General features: G+C 70.5%; 21 protein-coding genes and 2 pseudogenes. 18 read left to right on the top strand and 5 right to left on the bottom strand.

Annotated elements, in window-relative coordinates; all coding sequences use genetic code 11:
* Window positions 1-41: 41 nt before the first annotated feature.
* Genes ACH4D5_RS10065 through ACH4D5_RS10075 form a run of 3 tightly spaced genes read left to right on the top strand, consistent with a single transcriptional unit; the run spans window position 42 to window position 3,464 of the window.
* Window positions 42-1,355 carry a cytidylyltransferase domain-containing protein gene (locus ACH4D5_RS10065; protein ID WP_398300480.1) on the top strand — a complete coding sequence of 438 codons (1,314 nt, stop codon included), beginning with the start codon at window positions 42-44 and terminating at the stop codon, window positions 1,353-1,355.
* A 13-nt stretch (window positions 1,356-1,368) separates the two neighbouring features.
* Window positions 1,369-2,322 (top strand): N-acetylneuraminate synthase family protein, encoded by a 954-nt coding sequence (locus ACH4D5_RS10070; RefSeq protein WP_398300482.1) that lies wholly within the window; start codon window positions 1,369-1,371, stop codon window positions 2,320-2,322.
* Window positions 2,323-2,351: 29 nt separating this feature from the next.
* Complete coding sequence (locus ACH4D5_RS10075; protein ID WP_398300484.1) at window positions 2,352-3,464, top strand: hypothetical protein; 1,113 nt, start codon at window positions 2,352-2,354, stop codon at window positions 3,462-3,464.
* A 25-nt stretch (window positions 3,465-3,489) separates the two neighbouring features.
* On the opposite strand, the gene ACH4D5_RS10080 is transcribed toward ACH4D5_RS10075, so the two are convergent.
* Window positions 3,490-3,951 carry a protein phosphatase gene (locus ACH4D5_RS10080; RefSeq protein WP_398300486.1) on the bottom strand — a complete coding sequence of 154 codons (462 nt, stop codon included), beginning with the start codon at window positions 3,949-3,951 and terminating at the stop codon, window positions 3,490-3,492.
* 34 nt (window positions 3,952-3,985) lie between these two features.
* Here ACH4D5_RS10080 and ACH4D5_RS10085 point away from each other — a divergent pair.
* Both ACH4D5_RS10085 and ACH4D5_RS10090 read left to right on the top strand, forming a co-directional pair.
* A pseudogene (locus ACH4D5_RS10085) lies at window positions 3,986-4,278 on the top strand (hypothetical protein).
* Window positions 4,275-4,670, top strand: a pseudogene (locus tag ACH4D5_RS10090) (GNAT family N-acetyltransferase). Before ACH4D5_RS10085 ends, ACH4D5_RS10090 begins: the two co-directional pseudogenes overlap by 4 nt.
* On the opposite strand, the gene ACH4D5_RS10095 reads toward ACH4D5_RS10090, so the two are convergent.
* The 3 genes from ACH4D5_RS10095 to ACH4D5_RS10105 form a co-directional block, all read right to left on the bottom strand.
* A complete protein-coding gene (locus ACH4D5_RS10095; RefSeq protein WP_398300488.1) occupies window positions 4,657-5,055 on the bottom strand; it encodes a hypothetical protein in 399 nt (132 codons plus the stop codon). The pseudogene ACH4D5_RS10090 and the gene ACH4D5_RS10095 sit on opposite strands and share 14 nt — an antisense overlap.
* Before the next feature lie 568 nt (window positions 5,056-5,623).
* A complete protein-coding gene (locus ACH4D5_RS10100; RefSeq protein ID WP_398300490.1) occupies window positions 5,624-6,229 on the bottom strand; it encodes a hypothetical protein in 606 nt (201 codons plus the stop codon).
* 521 nt (window positions 6,230-6,750) lie between these two features.
* The gene (locus ACH4D5_RS10105; protein WP_398300492.1) at window positions 6,751-8,229 is read right to left on the bottom strand and encodes an MFS transporter; all 1,479 of its coding nucleotides are present in this window, start codon (window positions 8,227-8,229) and stop codon (window positions 6,751-6,753) included.
* 99 nt (window positions 8,230-8,328) lie between these two features.
* Between ACH4D5_RS10105 and ACH4D5_RS10110 the strand changes: the two genes are divergently transcribed.
* From ACH4D5_RS10110 to ACH4D5_RS10170, 13 genes are all read left to right on the top strand, one after another.
* Window positions 8,329-9,216, top strand: a complete 888-nt coding sequence (locus tag ACH4D5_RS10110; RefSeq protein WP_398300494.1) for a LysR family transcriptional regulator — start codon at window positions 8,329-8,331, stop codon at window positions 9,214-9,216.
* Between the two features lie 76 nt (window positions 9,217-9,292).
* Complete coding sequence (locus ACH4D5_RS10115) at window positions 9,293-9,802, top strand: carboxymuconolactone decarboxylase family protein (RefSeq protein ID WP_398300496.1); 510 nt, start codon at window positions 9,293-9,295, stop codon at window positions 9,800-9,802.
* A gap of 81 nt (window positions 9,803-9,883) precedes the next feature.
* Window positions 9,884-10,405: a hypothetical protein gene (locus ACH4D5_RS10120; RefSeq protein ID WP_398300498.1), complete on the top strand. Its 522-nt coding sequence runs from the start codon at window positions 9,884-9,886 to the stop codon at window positions 10,403-10,405.
* 131 nt (window positions 10,406-10,536) lie between these two features.
* Window positions 10,537-11,817, top strand: coding sequence for an amidohydrolase (locus tag ACH4D5_RS10125; protein ID WP_398301409.1), 1,281 nt, complete (start codon window positions 10,537-10,539; stop codon window positions 11,815-11,817).
* A gap of 200 nt (window positions 11,818-12,017) precedes the next feature.
* Window positions 12,018-13,118 carry a BMP family protein gene (locus ACH4D5_RS10130; protein ID WP_398300500.1) on the top strand — a complete coding sequence of 367 codons (1,101 nt, stop codon included), beginning with the start codon at window positions 12,018-12,020 and terminating at the stop codon, window positions 13,116-13,118.
* Between the two features lie 230 nt (window positions 13,119-13,348).
* Window positions 13,349-14,401 (top strand): BMP family protein, encoded by a 1,053-nt coding sequence (locus ACH4D5_RS10135; RefSeq protein WP_398300501.1) that lies wholly within the window; start codon window positions 13,349-13,351, stop codon window positions 14,399-14,401.
* A 67-nt stretch (window positions 14,402-14,468) separates the two neighbouring features.
* A complete protein-coding gene (locus ACH4D5_RS10140) occupies window positions 14,469-16,160 on the top strand; it encodes an ABC transporter ATP-binding protein (protein WP_398300503.1) in 1,692 nt (563 codons plus the stop codon).
* Entirely contained in the window at window positions 16,157-17,287 is a 1,131-nt protein-coding gene (locus ACH4D5_RS10145) for an ABC transporter permease (RefSeq protein WP_398300505.1), read from the top strand. The genes ACH4D5_RS10140 and ACH4D5_RS10145 overlap by 4 nt, the downstream gene beginning before the upstream one ends.
* Window positions 17,284-18,546 (top strand): ABC transporter permease, encoded by a 1,263-nt coding sequence (locus tag ACH4D5_RS10150; RefSeq protein WP_398300507.1) that lies wholly within the window; start codon window positions 17,284-17,286, stop codon window positions 18,544-18,546. The genes ACH4D5_RS10145 and ACH4D5_RS10150 overlap by 4 nt, the downstream gene beginning before the upstream one ends.
* Window positions 18,543-18,944 carry a cytidine deaminase gene (locus ACH4D5_RS10155; RefSeq protein WP_398300509.1) on the top strand — a complete coding sequence of 134 codons (402 nt, stop codon included), beginning with the start codon at window positions 18,543-18,545 and terminating at the stop codon, window positions 18,942-18,944. The genes ACH4D5_RS10150 and ACH4D5_RS10155 overlap by 4 nt, the downstream gene beginning before the upstream one ends.
* A 129-nt stretch (window positions 18,945-19,073) precedes the next feature.
* A complete protein-coding gene (locus tag ACH4D5_RS10160) occupies window positions 19,074-20,351 on the top strand; it encodes a thymidine phosphorylase (protein ID WP_398300511.1) in 1,278 nt (425 codons plus the stop codon).
* Window positions 20,352-20,477: 126 nt separating this feature from the next.
* Window positions 20,478-21,068 carry a Uma2 family endonuclease gene (locus tag ACH4D5_RS10165; protein ID WP_398300513.1) on the top strand — a complete coding sequence of 197 codons (591 nt, stop codon included), beginning with the start codon at window positions 20,478-20,480 and terminating at the stop codon, window positions 21,066-21,068.
* Window positions 21,069-21,131: 63 nt separating this feature from the next.
* Window positions 21,132-21,512, top strand: coding sequence for an STAS domain-containing protein (locus ACH4D5_RS10170; RefSeq protein WP_398300515.1), 381 nt, complete (start codon window positions 21,132-21,134; stop codon window positions 21,510-21,512).
* Here ACH4D5_RS10170 and ACH4D5_RS10175 read toward each other — a convergent pair.
* The gene (locus tag ACH4D5_RS10175) at window positions 21,423-22,406 is read right to left on the bottom strand and encodes a sigma-70 family RNA polymerase sigma factor (RefSeq protein ID WP_398300517.1); all 984 of its coding nucleotides are present in this window, start codon (window positions 22,404-22,406) and stop codon (window positions 21,423-21,425) included. The two genes, ACH4D5_RS10170 and ACH4D5_RS10175, sit on opposite strands and share 90 nt — an antisense overlap.
* Window positions 22,407-22,493: the final 87 nt, after the last annotated feature.

Raw genomic sequence — 22,493 nt, forward strand, 5'->3', positions numbered from 1 at the left:
CCGGGCGAGCCGTGCGCACCCACCCCCTCCAAGGAGCCCCCATGCCCCTCCCCGACCCCGCGAGCGCACAGGACCGCCGCGTGCTCGCCGTCATCCCCGCGCGCGGCGGCTCCAAGGGCGTGCCCGCCAAGAACCTCGCCCCGGTCGGCGGTGTGCCGCTGGTGGCCCGCGCCATCCGCGAGTGCCTCGCCGCCCGGCTCGTCACCGACGTCGTCGTCTCCACCGACGACCACGTGATCGCCGAGGCCGCCCGCGCCGCCGGCGCCGAAGTGGTCCTGCGCCCCGCCGCGATCGCCGGGGACACCGCGACCAGCGAGGCCGCCGTGCTGCACGCGATGGACGCCCACGAGGCGCTGCACGGCGCGACCGTCGACATCGTCCTGCTCGTGCAGTGCACCAGCCCCTTCCTCACCCACGAGGACATCGACGGGGTGGCGTCGGCCGTCGCCGAGCACGGCGCCGACACGGCCGTCACGGTGGCGCCCTTCCACGGCTTCATCTGGCGCGACGCGGCGGACGACGCCGACAGCCAGGCCGAGGTCCCCCCGCAGCGCACGGACACCCGGGGCGGCACGGCGATCCTCGCCAACTCCACCCGGATCCGCGGCGGTTACGGCGTCAACCACGACAAGTCGTTCCGCCCGCGCCGCCAGGACCGCCCCCAGGACCTCCTGGAGACCGGCGCCGCCTACGCGATGGACGCGGCGGGCTTCCGCACCGAGAAGCACCGTTTCTTCGGCCGCACCGAGCCCGTCCGCACCGACCCCGCGCGCGTCCTGGAGGTCGACGACCCGCACGACCTCGCCCGCGCCCGCGCGCTCGCCCCCCTCTTCGACGCGGCCCGTCCCGGGGACGAGGCCGCCCTCCCGACCGCCGCCGACATCGACGCGGTCGTCCTCGACTTCGACGGCACCCAGACCGACGACAGGGTGCTGATCGACTCCGAAGGACGGGAGTTCGTCTCCGTGCACCGCGGGGACGGCCTCGGCATCGCGGCCCTCCGCAGGAGCGGCCTGCACATGCTGATCCTGTCCACGGAACAGAACCCGGTCGTCGCCGCGCGCGCCAGGAAGCTCAAGCTTCCCGTCCTGCACGGCATCGACCGCAAGGACCTCGCACTGAAGCAGTGGTGCGAGGAACAGGGCATCGCTCCCGAGCGCGTGCTCTACGTCGGCAACGACGTCAATGACCTCCCGTGCTTCGCCCTCGTGGGCTGGCCCGTGGCGGTCGCGAGCGCCCACGACGTCGTACGCGGCGCCGCACGCGCTGTCACCACCCTCCCCGGCGGTGAAGGCGCGATCCGAGAGATCGCCACCTGGATCCTCGGCCCCTCTCTCGACTCCCTCCACAATTAAGGACTGTTCCCGCATGAGCAACATCACCTCCATCGGCGCCAACTCCCGTCTCCGCCGCTTCGGTTCGAAGACGGCCGGTCCCGGTCAGCCCGTGTACATCACCGGTGAGATCGGCATCAACCACAACGGCGACCTGGAGAACGCGTTCAAGCTGATCGACGTGGCCGCCGAGGCCGGCTGCGACGCGGTGAAGTTCCAGAAGCGCACCCCGGAGATCTGCACCCCGCGCGACCAGTGGGACATCGAGCGCGACACCCCCTGGGGCCGCATGACGTACATCGACTACCGCCACCGCGTGGAGTTCGGCGAGGCCGAGTACCAGGCCATCAGCGAGCACTGCGCCAAGCGCGGCATCGACTGGTTCGCATCCCCGTGGGACACCGAGGCCGTCGCCTTCCTGGAGAAGTTCGACCTGCCCGCCCACAAGGTCGCCTCCGCCTCCCTCACCGACGACGAGCTGCTCCGCGCCCTGCGCGCCACGGGCCGCACGATCATCCTCTCCACGGGCATGTCGACCCCGAAGCAGATCCGCCACGCGGTGGAGGTGCTCGGCTCCGACAACATCCTGATGTGCCACGCCACGTCGACGTACCCGGCGCAGGCCGAGGAGCTCAACCTCCGCGTCATCAACACCCTCCAGGCCGAGTACCCGAACGTCCCGATCGGCTACTCCGGCCACGAGACCGGCCTCCAGACCACCCTCGCGGCGGTCGCCCTCGGCGCCACCTTCGTCGAGCGCCACATCACCCTCGACCGCGCCATGTGGGGCTCCGACCAGGCCGCCTCCGTCGAGCCGCAGGGCCTCACCCGCCTCGTCCGCGACATCCGCACCATCGAGGCGTCCCTCGGCGATGGCGTCAAGAAGGTCTACGAGTCGGAGCTCGGCCCCATGAAGAAGCTCCGCCGCGTCGCCGGTGTCGTCGCCGAGAGCGAGAACTCCTCGGACGCCGAGCCGGTCGCGGTCTGAACCTCTTACCGGGAGACGGACATACGACGATGAGCCCCCGAGTCGGCCGAGCCGACGACACCACGGCCCCGGCCGGGGCCGCCACGACGCTCGCGTTCGTGGAGAGCCCGGTCCAGCTGCTGAACGTCCTGGAGTGGGCGCACTCCGCGGCCGCCACCGGCCCGACCGGGGGCCTCACCGTCGTCGTCCTGTCCCCGAACGACCCCATGACCCGAGGCCAGTTGCGCCGCATGGCGCAGCTCGCCCGCGAAGAAGGCGTCGAGGTCCGCTGGGAGGAGGCGCGCGGCGGCGCGTCGGCTCCCTTCCAGACCATCGGGGGCCTCGCGGGCCCCCTGCGCAGGGCCGACCGGATCGTCATCGGCGACCCGTTCTCCCGCTACGTACAGCTCCTCCTCACCATCACCAGGGCCCGCTCCCTGGTCGTGGTCGACGACGGCACGGCCACGATGGAGTTCATCTCCCAGCTGGCCCACGGCGAACGGCTGCAGCGCTGGCACCGCAAGGGCGGCCGCCCCGGCCCCCGCGACCTGGTCTTCGCCCCGGTCTCGGCCTCGGCGCGGCGCCGCCTCACCCCCGGCGCCACCCGCAGCGTGGAGGTCTTCTCCGCCATGCCGATCGACAGCGCGCCCGACGGCGTGACCGTCTCCGTCAACACCTTCGCCTGGACCAGGGAGCGCTTCGGCCCGCCCCGCATCACGCGCGGCGCCGACCTGGTGGGCACCTCACTGGTGGAGACGGGAGTGGTCGACCCGGACCGCTACGTCGAAGCGGTCCGCACCCTCTCCCGCACCCACGGCGCCAACCGCTACTTCGCCCACCGCCGCGAGAGTTCCGAGAAACTCCACCGGCTCGCGGTCGAGACGGGCCTCCAGGTGGTCCGCCCGGACCTCCCCCTCGAACTCATCGCCCGCCGCGGCCCCGTCGGCCGCACCATCCTCAGCTTCCCCTCCACCGTCGTCCACACCCTGCCGCTCGCCCTGGCGGGCACGGAGGTGAAGGTGGCGGTCTGCGACATCGACCCGGCCTGGCTCACGGAGACGGCGTCGCCACGCGCCCAGGGCTTCCTGTCCGGCGTGACGGGCACGGCCCGGGACGTGCACCGCCTGTCGTCGGTATGGCCCGGGGCGGCAGCCACCGGCTGAAGTTCCGAATGGCCCGGGGTGGCCGCTACCGGCTGAAGTTCCGTACGTACCGCCGCTGCCACGGAGTCTCCACCGCGTGCCGGTCGTAATGCGCGCGTACATAGGCGACGGCCTCGTCCGCGGGCACCCCGTCGAGGACTGCGACGCACGCCAGCGCCGTCCCGGTCCTGCCGCGCCCGCCCCCGCACGCGACCTCGACCCGCTCCCCGGCGGCCCGCTCCCACGCCTCGCGCAGCACCTGCCGCGCGAGCTCCCGGTCCGCGGGAAGCCGGAAGTCGGGCCACCGCAGCCACCGCGCCTCCCAGGGGACTTCGGGCGGCCGCTTGCCGAGCAGGTAGACACCGAAGTCGGGCACGTCTCCGTTGGGCAGCCCCCGCCGAAGCCCCCGCCCCCGAACGAGCCGCCCGGACGGCAGCAGTAAAACCCCGGCGGCACCGATCGTCCATGCGCCTGTCTCATCACTCTCGGGTTTGTCTGGAAGCGTCATGCCTTGGAGGCTAGGTGACGGAAAGGGCGGCGACATGGCGGACAAGGCGCTCCTGGTGATGGACGTCCAACGGGACGTCGTGCGGCTCGCGGACGCCGGTTCCGGATACCTGCCGCGGCTGCGCCCGGCGATGCGGCAGCGAGATCCATGCGACGTGGCGCCCCTGCCCCTGGCGAGACCGGTGTGACCAAGCGGCGGGGCAGCGCGTTCTCGGGCAGCGACATGGGCCTGGGCCCGGAGGTAGACCGCACCCTCACCGAAAGACTGTTCCCCCAATGGGTGGAGGTCACGACGGCCAATGACTGGACGGAGTCGGTCGCCCGGTGATCACGTACGTATGGCGGGACACCTTTGAGGATCACGAGGACAACGCCTCTCACGCCGAGGGCTTCGGGCACCCGGTGCTGGACATCGGGTGGCGTGAGCAGCTGCACCGGCACAGGCTCGGATGGGTCTGCGCACGGGACGAGGGCAGGGTACTTGTCGGGTTCGTCAACGTCGCCTGAGACGGTGGCGTCCCCGCCTTCGTCCTCGCCACCGCCGTGGCGGGGCCGCACCGGAGGCGGGGGATCGGGGCCGGGCTCGTCGCCCGTGCCATGCGGAGCGCGCGGGACGCCCGCTGCGAGTGGCTGCACGTCGACTTCGACGACGAGCACCGCGGCTTCTACTTCGATGCCCGCGGCTTCCGCGAGACGGCGGCGGGTCTCATCGCGTTGTGAGGCCGTGGAAATCGCCGCCGGGCACGCGCACCGGCTCTTCCGCCGACAGAATGAGCCTGGGCAGTGTCACCCGCCCGTCCACGTAGCGGGCAGTCCGCTTCCTCGTGCGTCGGGCACGCACATCAGCACGCACGAGGGCCCGGCGCGCTGCGTGAACGCGGCGGTTTCCGTCACGCCGCTGCAGCTTCCACTGCCGGTGCCGGATGCGGTTGGCCTGCATCGCGACGGCGTCCGCGGATTCTCCAGGGTGCATCGCCTTGATGACCTTGGCCACGGCGGCGGCCCCAGCGCGAATGAGCATTACCAGAGCCAGGATCAGCAGCAGAGGGAAGGCGAGTCCCATCGGGATGCCCGCCGCGATGAGCTCCGAGATCAAACCGTTCAACGTAGGCCTCCACAGTCCGAGGCCCGAGGGGAGCGTCTGGCTCACCAGCAGCTCGGGCCCGTTGCCCACCTTCAGACACGAGAAGGGCCCCCGGTCACCGGGAGCCCTTCTCTAGCGGTGTTCGATCAACGCAAGACCCCCCATGGACCCACGTCGATCGGCCCGAATACTCAGGCCGTGCCTACAACCTCACGACCTGGCCGGACACATCAGTTCGCACGGCCTCCCCCGTTTCCGGCGCGAGGTTGACGCGAGGCAGGCGCACGGCGGAATCCGGCGTGATGGCCGTCATGAACCATGAGACGACCGCATTCCAGATGGCTGCTAGGACAGCCATCACGATAGCGATGCAGTTTCGCACTGGAGCTCCTTCGCGGCAGGAGACGGTTAGCAAGCCGATGCCCTGCCGGTTCATATCGTGGCGGCCTCGTCACCCCTCTGACGAGGCCTATCAGTAACTACCCTTCTGGCGTTGGGCGAGCTCCCAGCTCGCCCCGCCACCGCACGGGCCGGGGTCGCCGTACCGTGTGGCAGCGGGACGGTCCAATCCCTCGTCACGGAGCAGTTTCTACCTCGGCGGGTCGAACCCCAGGTGTGCGAGCGTGCCGTCGCGCCAAGCCTTGTTGATCTCCCGGTTGGCCCGCCACTTGAGCGTGGCGACGGCCCGGGCAGTGGTCGGCGGGTCGAGCCACTCCGCGATCACCTGGTTGTCCTCGCCCAGGATCTGCCCGAGCACGAAAACGGCCATCTGGCGCGGCGTGAGGAGATCGAGCGCGCGTATGCCCCGCACTGTTTCGATCAGCTCAAGATTGAGCCGTACGACATCGTCCGCCATGTGTTCGCCCTGACGCGCACGCAGTACGTCCAGGGTCTCGTCTCCGACCAGGACCTCCACCGTGGCGCGCAGCTTGCTCAGCTGATTGGTGACACAGCGGTTGAGGTACTTGTCGAGGTCTTCAACGGGCCCACGGTTGACGAGCCGCGAGTGCAGACTTCGAAGGACGTTCCCCCACATTTCATCGGCAAGCTCGGGGCCGGCCTTCTTGGCCATACGCCCACGGTGCATGCCTGCCTGCTCCGTGGCACGAAGCAGCTGATCGCGCGCGTCGGGGGACAGCTCGCGCACAACGGTGGATGATGCCGGCTGGCTTCCGCCGCGCATCTCTTCGGGCATCGTTGCTCCCGGAGTGGTTCCGAATGGACATCCACTCTCAGTCGCAACCGGGGGACCTCATCACGCATTCACGGAATGGGAGTCGCGTGTGCTTGACGGCACCTATGAGGGTGCCGAGTTGAGTGCGGGTCATTCTGAGGACGACCTCGGGGTCGTCGCTCTCGCGGAGGCAGATGGTTCCGTCGTTGCCAGAGGCGACGTAGAGGCAGGAGGAGGCCTCGCCTACCGGTACTCCGAAGGGCCCGCCGCTCTCCGGCTGCACGGTACCGACGACCTGTACGGGCTGCGGGTCAGCGTGTGGGACAGCAACCCGCACATCCCCGCCCCCTTCGACAAACCTCCTTGCCGGAGCGGGCCACCGTCCGCCGTACCGCACGAGGCGGACAGCGGGCGCGGGCTCGGCCTCGTGGTGCAGTGGGCCCAGGCGTGGGGCGGTCATCCGCTCGGCGACGACCTCTTCGGGCGGGGCGGCAAGCTGCCGTGGTCGCGTTGCGAGCGCCGGAACAGGTGTGAGGAGGGGATCAGCGTGCCGCGGAAACCTCGGCAGGGGCGCGGTCCCCGGCGGGGTCACCCGATGCCACCACCGGCGCCCCCCGCCTCGACCGCAGCCCGAACGCACTGATCAGCGCCGCCAGCAGCGCCGCCGCCAGCGGCACCCAGAGCGCCGCCCGATAGCCGTCGAGAAGCGCCGCAGGAGAAGTCGACGTCGTCGCCGCGACGTTGACCGCCGTGACCGTCGACAGGCCGACCGCCGCGCCGAATTGGAAGGACGTGTAGAGCAGCGCGCCCGCCAGGCCCTGCTCCTCCTCCGCCACGCCTTCCGTGGCGACGATCGTGAGCGGGCCGTACGCGAGCGAGAACGCGACACCGAGGAGGATCAGGCTCGGGAACATCGTCGCGTACGTCCAGTCGGCGCCGACCGGCAGGAACAGGGCGTACGCCAGCGCGGCGAGCAGCAGGCCGCCGAAGATCACCCGGGCGTTGCCGAAGCGGCTCACGAGCCGGGGCGTGAGGACGGGGGAGAGGATTGCGTCGACCCCGATGACGATCATCGCGAAGCTGGTCTGCAGCGTCGACCAGTCCCGCAACTCCTGGAGGTAGAGGACGACCAGGAACTGGAAGCCGAAGAAGCCCGCGGCGAAGAGCAGCCCCGCGAGGTTGGCGCGGACCAGCGGGCCGTTCCGCAGGATGCCGAGGCGGACCAGCGGGGCCGGCGCGCGGCGCTCGACGGCGACGAACGCGGCCAGCAGGGCGAGCCCGGCGCCGACCGTGAGCGCCGTCCACCCGAAGGCGGTGTGCGCGGCGCGCTCCACGCCGAGGACCAGCAGCACGATGGCGGCGGTGATCGTGAGCCCGCCCGCCAGGTCGACGCTCTGCCCGGCGCGGTCCGGCCGCGGCGAGCGGGGCACCAGCGCGAGGGCGGCGAGCAGGATCACCGCGGACAGCACGACGGGCGCGAAGAACACCCAACGCCAGCCGAGCTGGGTGAGCAGCCCGCCGACGACCAGACCGATGGAGAAGCCCCCGGCGGCCGTACCGGAGTAGAAGAGCAGCGCCTTGTTGCGCCGCGGCCCCTCCTCGAACCCGGTGGTGATGACGGACAGCCCCGCGGGCGTCATGAACGCCGCGGCGATCCCCGTGACGAAGCGGGCGACGATCAGCATCCAGCCCTCGGTGGCGAGGCCGCCGAGCCCGGAGAAGACGAGGAAGACGGCGAGCCAGAGGACGAACATCCGGCGGCGCCCGAAGAGGTCGGCGGCCCGGCCGCCGAGCAGCATGAACCCGCCGTACCCGAGGACGTAGGCGCTCATGACCCACTGCAGCGAGCCGGTGGACAGGCCGAGGTCGGCACGGATGGCGGGGAGGGCGACGTTGAGCATCGCGACGTCGATGCCCTCCAGGAAGATTGCGCCGCAGAGGACAAGGAGGACGCCCCACTCGCGGCCGGTGAGGGGTCTGTCGGGGGACTGGTGCGCGTGCGGCGCGAGGTTCTGACTCATGCCGCCACCCTCGGCCGGGCACGATCACGGAACAACGGCGAACATCGCAACGTTCGTTCAGCCAGGCTGACCGATGCGGACCGACCTGGGGGTACGGCGATGGAACGCGACGAACTGGAGTGCTTCCTGCTTCTCGCCGAGGAACTGCACTTCGGCCGCACCGCCGAGCGGATGCGGCTGTCCAGGGCCCGGGTGAGCCAGCTCGTGCAGCGCCTCGAACGGCGCGTCGGGGCACCGTTGTTCGTCCGCACCAGCCGCCGCGTGGCCCTCACCTCGCTCGGCCGCCAACTGCGCGCCGACCTCGAACCGCACCACCGCGCCATCGAGGACGCCCTGGCCCGGGCCGTGGCGACGGCCCGCGGCATCGACTCCGTCCTGCACGTGGGCTTCGACAACCCCCTCACCGGCGAGATCGTGATGAGGACGACGGAGGCCCTGCGCGTCAGCCACCCCGGCCTGGCCGTGGAGGTGTGCGAGGTGCCGCTCGGCGATCCGTACGGACAGTTGCGCAAGGGCGAGTTCGACGTGCAGCTGACGGAGTTCCCCGTACGGGAGGAGGACCTGCGCGGAGGGTCGGTGCTGCTCGCGGAGGGCCGGGTCCTGGCCCTGCCCGCGAGCCACCCCCTGGCGGCCCGTGCCTCCGTGACCCTGGAGGACCTGGCCGACGTCCCCCTCCTCACCATCGCCGGAGAGGTCCCCGACTACTGGCTCGACCACCACGTCCCGTCCACTACCCCGAGCGGCCGCCCCATCGGCCGCGGCCCCGGCGTGACGAACATGCAGGAGGCCCTGACGCTGGTGGCCGGGGGCAAGGGCGCCCTCTTGGCCCCCGCCCACACCGCCACGTACTTCGCCCGCCCCCGCATCGCCTACGTCCCCCTCACGGACGCGGCCCCGACGGGCTACGGCCTGGTCTGGCGCAGGGACCAGGAGACGGGGGCGGTGGCGGCGTTCGCGCGGACGGCACGAGAAATTTCCGTTTCCTAGCGCGCAACCGGTCACATCTCCCCGACGGGCTCCGTCAGTGGACCGAGAGCAGGCACCACGACACGAGGAGATGACCATGGAAACGCGTTCGATCACGGCAGAGGTCCCGATGGCGCCCCGGATGGCCGAGGACCCCGCGAAGCTCGTGCCCGAGCTGGCGGACGTCTCGGCGGCGCTGTTCAGGGTCACCGGCAACGGCTCGGTGCCGCGCCCGACGATCGGCCTGGTGCAGCTGCGTGCCGGGCAGATCGTCGGCAGCACCTACCTGACCGTGCTGCACACGGGCTTCCTGCGCAAGGGCGGGGTGTCGGAGGAGAGGATCACCTCGGTCGCGTCCTGGCAGGACTCGCCGTACTTCACCGGCGCCGAGCGTGCCGCGCTGGCGCTCGTGGAGGCCGTGCTCCAGCCGGCCGCCCACGGCGAGCAGCGGGTCTCCGACGAGCTGTACGCCGAGGTGGCCGGGCACTACGACGCCAAGGCGCTCGCCACCCTGATGTTCGCGATCGGCCAGGTCAACTTCTTCATCGCCGTGGCACTGGTGGCCAAGCCGGTGCCGGGGCGGTCGTTCTCCGACCCGTGGGGGTGAGTCAGGCTCCCCCGGACGGCGGAGGCACCCGGGCCCCGATGGGGACGTGGGGCGCCCGTGCCCGGCGGGAGCATCGGACGCATGCTGAAAGTGACCGCTCTTCCCGACGTCCCCCGCTGGGCCGCCCTCGCCGCGCACGCCGTGCCGCTCGTCACCCTGCCCTCGGGGCTGTGGCGGGTGGCCCTCGTCGCCGGGCTCCCCGTGGCCGCCCAGCCGCAGCGAGGGGTGGGGGAGGCCGTGTACATCCTGCTGCTCAGCGTCGTGTCCGAGGGGCTGGCCCTGCTCACGCTCGGTCTGGTGCGCGAGTGGGGTGAGGTCGTCCCGGCGTGGGTACCCGTGCTCGGCGGGCGGCAGATCCGGCCGTCGGCCGCCGTCGTACCGGCCCTGCTCGGCGCGGCCGGGCTCTTCGCACTCCTGGGCTGGGCCTGCTACGCCCAGGCCGCCGGACTGGGGAGCGAAACGGGTGTGACGGGCGGAACAGCGCAAACCGCCCTACTCGTGTTCTGCTATATACCGCTGATCGCGTGGCCGCCCTTGCTGACAGCGGTCGCCCTCGCCTACTACAGGCGCCGGACGACTTACGCATCCTCCGAGGCGGCGTAAATCTCTACCCATCCCGATCGGCGGCCATGCGCCACGAGGCCAGTAATTCTTCCCCTATCGGGCTGAACTTTTGTTGATCGTGGGTTAGTTGGCCGTTGCATCGCCTTACCCTTCAGAGGGTGAACCAACTGATGTCCCGTGCGTCCGAAGAGGTGTCCGACGGCGTGTCCGGAACGGAGTCCGCACCTGCGGAAACACTCCCCGGCACGCTGCCCGAAGCGCTGCGTGCCGAACTGGTCGCTTTCCGTCGCGACCTGCACATGCACCCCGAGCTCGGCAACCAGGAGTTCCGTACCACCGCGGCCATCAAGGCCCGCCTCGAGGAGGCGGGCCTCGAGCCCCGTGTGCTCCCCACCGGCACGGGGCTCGTCTGTGACATCGGCGCGCACCCCGTGGCGGCGGAAGGACCCGCCGGGGGCGGCGCGCGCGGCGTGCGCCCCATGCTCGCCCTGCGCGCCGACATCGACGCGCTGCCCATCCCGGACACCAAGCTCGGGGTGCCGTACCGCTCCACCGTGCCCGACCGCGCCCACGCCTGCGGGCACGACGTGCACACCACCGTCGTCCTCGGCGCCGGGCTCGTCCTCGCCGATCTCGCGAGGAAGGGGCAGCTGCCCTTTCCGGTGCGGTTGATCTTCCAGCCCGCCGAGGAGGTCCTGCCGGGCGGCGCCACCGAGGTCATCGCGTCGGGCGCCCTCGACGGCGTCGGCAAGATCATCGCCGTTCACTGCGACCCCCGCGTCGACGCGGGCCGCATCGGGCTGCGGCACGGCCCCATCACCTCCGCCTGCGACCGCCTGGAGGTCTCGCTCGACGGACCCGGCGGCCACACCGCGCGGCCGCACCTCACCACGGACCTCGTCACCGCCGCCGCCAAGGTCGCCACCGAGGTGCCCGCCCTGGTCGCCCGCCGCGTCGACGCCCGCTCCGGCCTCTCCGTGACCTGGGGCCGCATCGAGGCGGGCCACGCGCCGAACGTCATCCCGCAGCACGCCGAGCTCTCCGGCACCGTGCGCTGCCTCGACCTCAGGGCCTGGCGGGAGGCGCCGGACCTGCTGCACAGCGCCGTGCAGGAGGTCGCCGACATGTACCGCGCCAAGTCCGGCATCAACTACATCCGCGGCGTGCCCCCCGTCGTCAACGACGGCGCGGTCGCCGACCTGCTGCGCGACGCGATGTCCGAGCGGCGCGGCCCGCACTCCGTCGAGGACACCGAACAGAGCCTCGGCGGCGAGGACTTCTCCTGGTACCTGGAGCACGTGCCCGGCGCCATGGCCCGGCTCGGCGTGCGCGTCCCGGGGGAGCCCACCGTCCGCGACCTCCACCAGGGCGACTTCGACGTGGACGAGGCGGCGATCACGGCGGGCGTCGAACTCTTCACCGCCGCCGCACTGTTGGACGCGTTGAGCTAGCGGCACGGCACGGCATGACGGCGGGGCCGGTTGCGCGGGGCGTGAGCCCGTCGGCGTAACCGGCCCCCGTCGCGTGGAGCACGAAAAGCACGAAGGGGTAACGGCATCGCGAAAACCCGTTCCCCTCCCTTTCTACGCGCGTTAATGTGCGCCGAAATCAGCGCCGTACACGGCGCGTTGGCGATCAAGGGGTGCTTCCTGTGCGTCGTCTCTCTTCGAAATCCCGTAAATCTCGCGCCACTCACATCACCGCCGCCTTCGCGGTCCTCGCCCTCGCCGCGGCCGGCTGTGGCGAGACGAGCAACGAAGCCTCGCGGGACGACAACGGCAAGGACAAGGGCTCCGCCGGTTCCTCGTACAAGGGGAAGGGCATCGGACTCGCGTACGACATCGGCGGGCAGGGCGACCAGTCCTTCAACGACGCCGCCTACGCGGGCTATTCGAAGGCCCGCAAGGAGTTCAAGATCGGCGGCGTGGACATGGAGCCGGGCGACGGCGAGTCCAGCGCCGACAAGGTCCAGCGCCTCGAACAGCTCGCCAGGCAGGGCTACGACCCGGTGGTCGGCGTCGGCTTCGTCTACGCGCCCGCGGTGGAGGCGGCGGCCAAGAAGTTCCCCGACACCACCTTCGGGATCATCGACGACAACACCGTGAAGGCGGACAACGTCGCCGACCTGGTCTTCCACGAGGAACAGGGCTCCTATCTGGCGGGCGTCGCCGCCGCCAAGGCGACCAAGGCCAAACACGTCGGATTCGTGGGAGGCGTGGACATTCCGCTGATCCACAAATTCGAGGCCGGATTCGTGCAGGGCGTGAAATCCGTCGACCCCAAGATCAAAATCGAGAAGCGGTATCTGACCGAGAAGCCCGAAGAGGGCGGATTCTCCAGCCCGGACCGCGGGCAGAACGCGGCGAGCGGTCAGATCGAGGCCGGCGCGGACGTGATCTACCACGCGGCGGGACTCTCGGGCCAGGGCGTCATCCAGGAGGCAGGATCGCAGAAGAAGTGGGCCATCGGCGTCGACTCGGACCAGTACAAGCAGAAGGCCCTCGCCAAGTACAAGGACTACATCCTCGGCTCGGCGTTCAAGGACGTCGGCGGCGCGGTCTACGACCTGACGAAGTCGGTCGTCGAGGGCAAGCCGATGAAGGGCGAGCAGCGCTACGACCTCAAGTCGGGCCGCGTCGGCTTCTCCGACTCGAATCCGAAATACCGGGAGATGAAGGACGTCGTCGCCGCCGTCGAGAAGGCCGAGAAGGACATCATCAGCGGCAGGGTCGAGGTGAAGATCGTTCCGTAGCGCACGGTCCGGGACGTTTTACGTAGTACTGCGTGTGGCGACTGGGCGCCCCCATCAAGGGGGCGCCCACTCGTCGTTCGGCTGTCCGACACCCGGTGGCCACAGCTCGATAACGGACCGGACAGAAGGGTTCTTATGTCAGGTCTACGCGCGTTACGCTGCGGCGAAATCAGCGCCGGGTGAGGCGCTCGAACGTGCTTGTGCTTGCTTGTACTAAGGAGTTCGTCTCTATGCGCCGGGTGTCTCGAATAGCTGTCGCGGGCGCCGCGACCGCCGCTCTTGCCGTAACCGTCTCCGCCTGTGGTGGCACGTCCAGCGACGCCGCCGCGAGCAAGGACGACAAGAACAAGGGCGTCGCCATCGCCTACGACGTCGGCGGCGCCGGCGACCAGTCCTTCAACGACGCCGCGACCGTCGGTATGAAGAAGGCCGCCAAGGAGTTCAAGACCGGCGAGAAGGCCGTCGAGCCGGTCGACGGCGAGTCCGACGCCGACAAGACGCAGCGCCTGACGCAGCTCGCCAAGCAGGGCTACAACCCGGTCATCGGCGTCGGCTACGCGTACGCGCCCGCCATCAAGGAGGTCTCGGAGCAGTTCCCGAAGACCACCTTCGGCATCGTCGACGACGAGACGGTCAAGGCCGACAACGTCTCCGACCTGGTCTTCAGCGAGCAGGAGGCGTCCTACCTCGCGGGCGTCGTGGCCGCCAAGGCCACCAAGTCCAAGACCGTCGGCTTCGTCGGCGGCGTGGACGTCCCGCTGATCCACAAGTTCGAGGCGGGCTTCGCGCAGGGCGTCAAGGACACGAACCCCAAGGTCAAGGTCGTCAAGCAGTACCTGACCGAGAAGGCCGAGGACGGCGGCTTCTCCAGCCCCGACAAGGGCAAGACCGCCGCGCAGGGCCAGATCGAGAAGGGCGCCGACGTGGTCTACCACGCCGCGGGCCTCTCCGGTCAGGGCGTCATCGAGGCCGCGGCCGCCAAGAAGGTCTGGGCGATCGGTGTCGACTCCGACCAGTACAAGCAGGACGCCCTCGCCAAGTACAAGAAGTACATCCTGACCTCGGCGACCAAGGACGTCGCGGGCTCGGTGTACAACCTGGCGAAGGCCGTCGAGGACGGCACCGCCAAGGGTGGCGTCGTCCGCGCCGACCTGAAGTCGGGCGGTGTCGCGCTCGCCGACTCGAACCCCGAGTTCATGAAGATGAAGGACGTCCAGGCGGCCCTGAAGAAGGCCGAAGAGGGCATCAAGGGCGGCAAGATCAAGGTCAAGACCACGCCGTAAGGCGGGAGTTGATCCGACGACTGCCGTAACGGCAGCGTGATTCTCGTGCGACGGGGTGTGGGGGACGATGGTTCACCCGCGCCCCGTTCGCGCGAGCCACATTCAGCAGCAGGGGCACTGCGCGCGTAGGCGGCCCCTTTCCTTCAGGCCCTTCAGGCCTTCCGGCCCCCGAGGAGAGTGCGCCATCGACGCGTCCACCAACCCTCCGCCCATCGCCGTCGAACTCGTCGGCATCACCAAGCGCTTCCCCGGAGTCGTCGCCAACCACGACATCCACCTGACCGTCCGCAAGGGCACCGTGCACGCCCTCGTCGGTGAGAACGGCGCGGGCAAGTCGACCCTGATGAAGATCCTCTACGGCATGCAGAAGCCGGACGAGGGCACCATCACCGTCGACGGCGAGCAGGTCGCCTTCGGCAGCCCCGCCGACGCCATCGCCCGCGGCATCGGCATGGTGCACCAGCACTTCATGCTCGCCGACCAGCTGACCGTCCTGGAGAACATCGTTCTCGGCAGCGAGAAGCTGCACGGCATCGGCGCCGCCGCCCGCCGCACGATCCTCGACCTCTCCGACCGCTACGGCCTCGGCGTGCGCCCCGACGCGTACGTGGAGGACCTCGGCGTCGCCGACCGGCAGCGCGTGGAGATCCTCAAGGTCCTCTACCGCGGCGCCACCACGCTGATCCTCGACGAGCCGACGGCCGTGCTCGTGCCGCAGGAGGTCGACGCGCTCTTCGACAACCTCCGCGAGCTCAAGGCCGAGGGCCTGTCCGTCATCTTCATCTCGCACAAGCTCGGTGAAGTCCTGTCCGTCGCCGACGACATCACCGTCATCCGGCGCGGCACGACGGTCGGCACGGCGATCCCGGCCGAGACGACCCCGCGCCAGCTCGCCGAGCTGATGGTGGGCAGCGAACTGCCCACCCCCGAGACGGCGGAGTCGACGGTCACCGACCGCCCGATGATCCAGGTCGAGGGCCTCAAGCTGCTCGCCGAGGGCGACTCGGGCCGCGCGCTGCTCGACGACATCTCCTTCACGATCCACGAGGGCGAGGTCCTCGGCATCGCGGGCGTCGAGGGCAACGGCCAGACCGAGCTGATCGACGCGCTCATCGGCCTCAAGCACGCCGACTCCGGCGTCATCCGCATGGCCGGCGAGGACATCACCGGCACGGCGACCCGCAAGCGGCGCGAGGACGGCATCGGGTACATCCCCGAGGACCGCCACCGCCACGGCCTCCTCCTGGAGTCCCCGCTGTGGGAGAACCGCATCCTCGGCCACGTCACCGAGAAGCCCAACGCACGCGGCTTCTGGCTCGACCCCAAGGGCGCGCAGGCCGACACCCGCCGCATCGTCGAGGAGTACGACGTCCGTACGCCCGGCATCGACGTGACGGCGGCCTCCCTCTCCGGCGGCAACCAGCAGAAGCTGATCGTCGGCCGCGAGATGAGCCACAACCCGCGCTTCCTGATCGCCGCCCACCCCACCCGCGGTGTGGACGTCGGCGCGCAGGCACAGATCTGGGACCAGATCCGCGAGGCCCGCCGCGAGGGCCTGGCCGTGCTGCTGATCTCCGCCGACCTGGACGAGCTGATCGGCCTCTCCGACACGCTCCGCGTGATCTACCGCGGCCGGCTCGTGGCGGACGCCGACCCGTCCACCATCACGCCGGAGGAGCTCGGCTCGGCGATGACCGGTGCCGCCTCGGGTCACTTGGAGCACGTGGAAGAAGACGCCCCGGAGGACGAGGCCCGATGAAGAAGTTCGACAAGGAGCGCGTGCTCCTCGCGGTGGCCGGACCGGTCATCGCGCTGATCGCGGCCGTGGCGCTGACCTCGGTCGTGCTGCTCGCGTCGGGCAAGAGCCCGATCGAGCCGTACAGCCTGATGCTGGAGCAGGCCACCTTCTCCGACGTCCAGGTGCTGATCCTCAACCAGGCCGGCATGTACTACCTGGCGGCGCTCGCGGTGGCCATCGGCTTCCGCATGAACCTGTTCAACATCGGCGTGGACGGCCAGTACCGGCTCGCCGCGATGATCACCGCGGTCGTCGGCACGCACCTCGCGCTGCCGTCGTTCCTGCAGATCCCCGTGCTCATGCTGGTGGCCATGCTCACCGGCGCCTTCTGGGCCGGCATCGCGGGCGTCCTCAAGACCACCCGCGGCGTCAGCGAGGTGGTCGCCACGATCATGCTCAACGCCATCGCGACGAGCGTCATCGCCTACCTCACCCTCACCGAGAACTTCGGCGTCCCGGTCGGCAACAACCAGACCACCGGCGTGATGGAGAAGTCCGGCTGGTTCCCCGGCATCAAGGTGGCGGGCGGCGAGATCTACGGCTTCGTGGTCATCGCGGTCCTCGCCGGAGTCCTGTACTGGCTGGTCCTCAACCGCACCCGGTTCGGCTTCGACCTGCGCGCCACCGGCGCCTCCGAGTCGGCCGCCGCGGCCTCCGGCGTCAACGCCAAGCGCATGGTGCTCAGCGCGATGCTGATCTCCGGCGCGGTGTCGGGCCTCGCGGGCCTGCCGATCCTGCTCGGCGACACCCACACGTACAGCCTCTCCTTCCCCGCGGGCCTCGGCTTCACCGCCATCGGCATCGCGCTCCTCGGCCGCAACAACCCCGTCGGCATCGCCTTCGCGGCGCTGCTGTGGGCCTTCCTCGACAAGGCCTCGCCCGCCCTCGACTACGCCCAGCCCGAGGCGTACGACAAGGAGATCGCGGTGATCATGCAGGGCCTCATCGTGATCGCGGTCGTCGTCTCCTACGAGGAGGTGCGCCGCTGGGGCCTGCGCCGCCAGCAGCGCCGCGTCGGTGAGGAACTGGCCGCCGCCGCCCGGGCGAACGGCAACAACGACTCCGTGAAGGAGGTGGCTGCCCGATGAGCTCGGCAACCGTCGCCAAGCCCCCGGCCAAGCAGCCCGCGCCGGGCCGCCGCCGCATCTCGCTCCCCGTCCTCCTGCTGGTCATCGCGGGCGTCCTGGTGCTGACCTCCGTGGTCCGCATGATCACCGGCGCCGACGGCATCACGTCCACCGGCCAGATGTCCACGGCGCTCAAGCTCGCCGTGCCGATCGGCCTCGCGGGCCTCGGCGGCCTCTGGGCCGAGCGCGCGGGCGTCGTCAACATCGGCCTCGAAGGCATGCTGATCCTCGGCACCTGGTTCGGCGCCTGGGCCGGCTTCCAGTGGGGCCCATGGGTGGGCGTCCTGTTCGGCATCGTCGGCGGCGCCCTCGGCGGCCTGCTGCACGCGATCGTCACGATCACCTTCAACGTCAACCACATCGTCTCCGGTGTGGCCCTCAACATCCTGGCCCTCGGCGCCACCCGCTACCTCGCGACCTTCGCCTTCGAGGGCGAGGAGGGCGGTACGTCGAAGCAGTCGCCGCCCGTCGAATCGCTCGGGAACTTCTCCGTGCCGGGCCTCTCCGACTGGCTCGCCGACCTCAACGGCAAGCACTGGTTCCTGGTCTCCGACCTCGCCGGCCTGTTCGGCGGCCTGTTCACCGACCTGTCGCCGCTCACCGTCGTCGCGGTCGCCATGGTCCCGCTGAGCTGGTGGATCCTGTGGCGCACGGCGTTCGGCCTGCGGCTGCGCTCCTGCGGCGAGAACCCGATCGCCGCCGAGTCGCTCGGCGTCAACGTCTACAAGTACAAGTACCTGGCCGTGGTCATCTCCGGCGGCCTCGCGGGCCTCGGCGGCGCCTTCCTCTCGCTGGTCGCCTCCAACATCTACCTGGAGGGCCAGACCGGCGGCCGCGGCTACATCGGCCTCGCCGCGATGATCTTCGGCAACTGGATGCCGGGCGGACTCGCGCTCGGCGCGGGCCTGTTCGGTTACACCGACAGCCTGAAGCTCCGGGGTGGCGGCACCAACGTCCACGCGCTGCTCCTGCTCATCGCGATCCTGCTGGTCATCGGCGCGGTCTACCTCGCATGGCGCAAGCGGTACGTCCCCGCGGTGATCACCGCGGCCGTCTCCGCGCTGATGTTCCTGTGGTACGGCTTGACCGACGAGGTGCCCAACCAGGTCGTCACCGCCACTCCGTACGTGGTGACCCTGCTGGTCCTCTCGCTCTCCGCCCAGCGGCTGCGGATGCCGAAGGCGGACGGAATGCCGTACCGGAAGGGCCAAGGAAAGTGACGACTGCCGCCACGGACACCGACTGGGACGCCCTGCGGGAGGCCGCGCGCGAGGCCATGTCCCGCGCGTACGCCCCCTACTCGGGCTTCCCGGTCGGCGCCGCGGCCCTGGTCGACGACGGCAGGACCGTCTCCGGCTGCAACGTGGAGAACGCCTCGTACGGACTCGGCCTCTGTGCCGAATGCGGCCTGGTCTCCCAGCTCCAGCTGACCGGCGGCGGCCGCCTCACGCACTTCACCTGCGTGGACGGCAAGGGCGAGATCCTGATGCCGTGCGGCCGCTGCCGCCAGCTGCTCTACGAGTTCGGGGGCCCCGAGCTGCTCCTGGAGACGGCGTCGGGCGTGCGCACGCTCGCCGACATGCTCCCCGACGCGTTCGGCCCGCAGCACCTGAACTGACTCAACTGACGGACGGCCCCGCCCCCTTGACGATCTCGGGGGCGGGGCCGCCTTCAGCTCGCGGCTCTATGCGCGTAGAGTCGCGGCATATCTACGTACGTACGCCGTTGTACTGCTGGAAGGACCGCCATGGACGTCATCTCCGTCATCCGCACCAAGCGCGACCGGGGCGAGCTCAGCGACGAGCAGATCGACTGGGTCATCGACGCCTACACCCGCGGCGCGGTCGCCGACGAGCAGATGTCGTCCCTCGCGATGGCGATCCTGCTCAACGGCATGAACCGCAAGGAGATCGCCCGCTGGACCGCCGCGATGATCGCGTCCGGCGAGCGCATGGACTTCTCCTCGCTGTCCCGCCCGACCGCCGACAAGCACTCCACCGGCGGCGTCGGCGACAAGATCACGCTGCCGCTCGCCCCGCTGGTCGCCGCGTGCGGCGCGGCCGTCCCGCAGCTGTCGGGCCGCGGCCTCGGCCACACCGGCGGCACCCTCGACAAGCTGGAGGCCATCCCCGGCTGGCGCGCGCTGCTCTCCAACGAGGAGATGCTGAGCGTCCTCGACGGCGTCGGCTCGGTCATCTGCGCGGCGGGCGACGGCCTGGCCCCCGCCGACAAGAAGCTCTACGCCCTGCGTGACGTCACCGGCACGGTGGAGGCGATCCCGCTGATCGCCTCGTCCATCATGTCGAAGAAGATCGCCGAGGGCACGGGTTCGCTGGTCCTTGACGTGAAGGTCGGCACGGGCGCCTTCATGAAGAACCTGGACGACGCGCGTGAACTGGCCTCCACGATGGTGGAGTTGGGCACGGACAGCGGTGTCCGTACGGTGGCCCTGCTCACGGACATGTCGACGCCGCTCGGCCTCACGGCGGGCAACGCGCTCGAGGTCCGCGAGTCGGTCGAGGTCCTCGCGGGCGGCGGCCCGGCGGACGTCGTCGAGCTCACCCTCGCGCTGGCCCGCGAAATGCTGGACGCGGCGGGCCTGAAGGACGCCGACCCGGCGAAGGCGCTGGCCGACGGCTCGGCGATGGACGTGTGGCGCCGCATGATCGCGGCGCAGGGCGGCGACCCGGACGCGAAGCTGCCGGTGGCACGCGAGCGGCATGTGGTCACCGCGCCGTCGTCGGGCGTGCTGACCCGCCTCGACGCGTACGACGTCGGCGTCGCCGCGTGGCGCCTCGGTGCGGGGCGTGCGCGCAAGGAGGACGTCGTGCAGGCGGGCGCGGGCGTCGAACTCCACGCCAAGCCGGGCGACTCCGTCGAGGCGGGCGCGCCCCTGATGACCCTGCACACGGACACGCCGGAGCGGTTCGCGTACGCGCTGGAGTCCGTGGAGGGTTCGTACGACATCGCTCCGGCGGGGGCGGACTTCTCGCCGGGGGCGATCGTGCTGGACCGGATCGGCTGAGAGCTCGACGGGGCCCTGGCGGGGCTCTGACCAGGGCGTACTCGTACGGGTGAACGGGATCGGTGGACCGCCGCCGGTCCCGTTCGGCATGCTGGGATCGGTGACGCACCGAAAGAGGAGACCGCCATGGGCGCACTCACCGTCGGCCATCCAGCGGGCTACGGCCCTGGATGGGACGATCTTGTCCGGATCTGGCAAGAGACGGACGTACCCGAGGGCTGCAAGGTGGAGATCATTGAAGGGGTCATCACCGTGTCGCCCAGCCCTGCCAAGCAGCACAACCTCATCGCAGCCAAAGTTGCCCGCAGGCTGCTGGCCGCCATCCCGGACGACTGGAACGTTTTCCAGACACAGGCAGTGTCGCTTCCCTCCAGGCTTGGCATGTTCATCCCTGACCTCGTCGTGGCGGCCGAAGCAGAGCTCGACGGGCCCGGCACGGACATGCCGGCCGGCGCCGCCGAGCTCGTCGTCGAGGTGACTTCGCCCTCCAACGCCCGACACGACCGCATCAGCAAGCCCGCCGCCTATGCCACCGCAGGCATCCCCCTCTACCTCCTCATCGACCGCTGGGCCCCCGGCGGCCCCACCATCACCCTCTACGGCGAACCCCGAGGCGACGTCTACCGCGTCCTGAGCGCCTGCAAGTTCGGTGAGCCCATCAAGCTCCCCGAGCCCTTCGACCTGGAGATCGACACCAGCGCGTTCCCCGTGGACTGATGCGGACAGGCCCATTCGGCGGCCCCACCGATGAATTCCGTCGCCCGCGCCGGTCAATCCTGCGTGGCCGATTCCCGAGAGCACCTCATCCGCATCGCCGGGCCCCTGCGCGCCGGCGACATCCCGTCCCTGTGCGAACAGGTCGCCGCCGCCCGGCACGGACCCGGCGACGGCGCGACCAGCGACGTGATCTGCGATGTCTCCGCCGTCACCACCGCCGACCTCACCACCGTCGACGCCATCGCGAGGCTGCACCTCGCCGCCCGCAGGGCCGGGAGCCGGATCCGGCTCAGGAATCCCAGCCCCGGGCTGCTGGCGCTGATCGGTCTCGTCGGGCTCGTCGAACTCTGCGGCCTAGTCGTCGAGATGGAGGGGCACCCCGAAGAGCGGGAACCACCGCTGGGTGTCCAGGAAGCAGTGGAAGCCGGCGATACGGCCCTCTGAGATCTCCACGACCTGGATCGACCAGGGCATGAAGCCGCCGTTGTCGGGGTCGGGCTTGTACTGCGCGAAGCCCGGTGTGCCGTTCACCTGCACCGGCAGGAGGCGGCCGTTGGCACACGCGGCGCCCATGGTGGACATGAAGCCCGTGATGTCCGCCGTGCCGCGCAGCCACAGGTCGAACGGCGGCATCGTCATGACGGCGTCCTCGGCGAGCAGCGCGGTGAGCGCCGCCATGTCATACCCCTCGAAGGCCGCCACATAGCGGTCGAGGAGCTTCTGCTGCTCCTCGTCGAGCGGATCGGAGACGGCCGTGTCGTCCGCGGGCCGCTCGGCGAGGGTGGCGCGGGCCCGCTGCAGCGCGCTGTTCACCGAGGCGACGGAGGTGTCGATCAGCTCGGCGACCTCGCTGGCCTTCCAGGCGAGGACCTCACGCAGGATCAGCACCGCGCGCTGCTTGGGCGGCAGGCTCTGCAGCGCGGCGACGAACGCGAGGCGCACGGACTCCTTGGCGACCGCCGCCTCTGCGGGGTCGTGCAGGGACGGCAGGACGCGGGCGTCGGGCATCGGCTCGAGCCAGGTGTTGTCCGGGCGGGGGTTCAGCGCGGCCTGGGCCAGCGGGGCGGCGGCGGTGAGGTCCATGGGGCGGGCGCGGCGGTTGCCGGCGCTCAGCATGTCGAGGCAGACGTTCGTCGCGATGCGGTAGAGCCAGGAGCGGATGCTGGAGCGGCCCTCGAACTTGTCGAAGCTGCGCCAGGCGCGCACCATCGTGTCCTGCACGGCGTCCTCGGCCTCGAAGGCCGAGCCCAGCATCCGATAGCAGTACCCGGTCAGCTCGACCCGGTGTTTCTCCAGCGTGACGTCCAGCTCGGTCGTCGTCCCTGTGCTGTCGCTCATCCCCACCCACCCCTGGCTTCCGGGCGGAGCCCGATGTGAGGCCCCACACATCGGAAGCTACCGCAGCCCACTGACAACGGCCCCCGG

Source organism: Streptomyces sp. NPDC018029 (assembly GCF_044327655.1).
Lineage (GTDB): Bacteria > Actinomycetota > Actinomycetes > Streptomycetales > Streptomycetaceae > Streptomyces.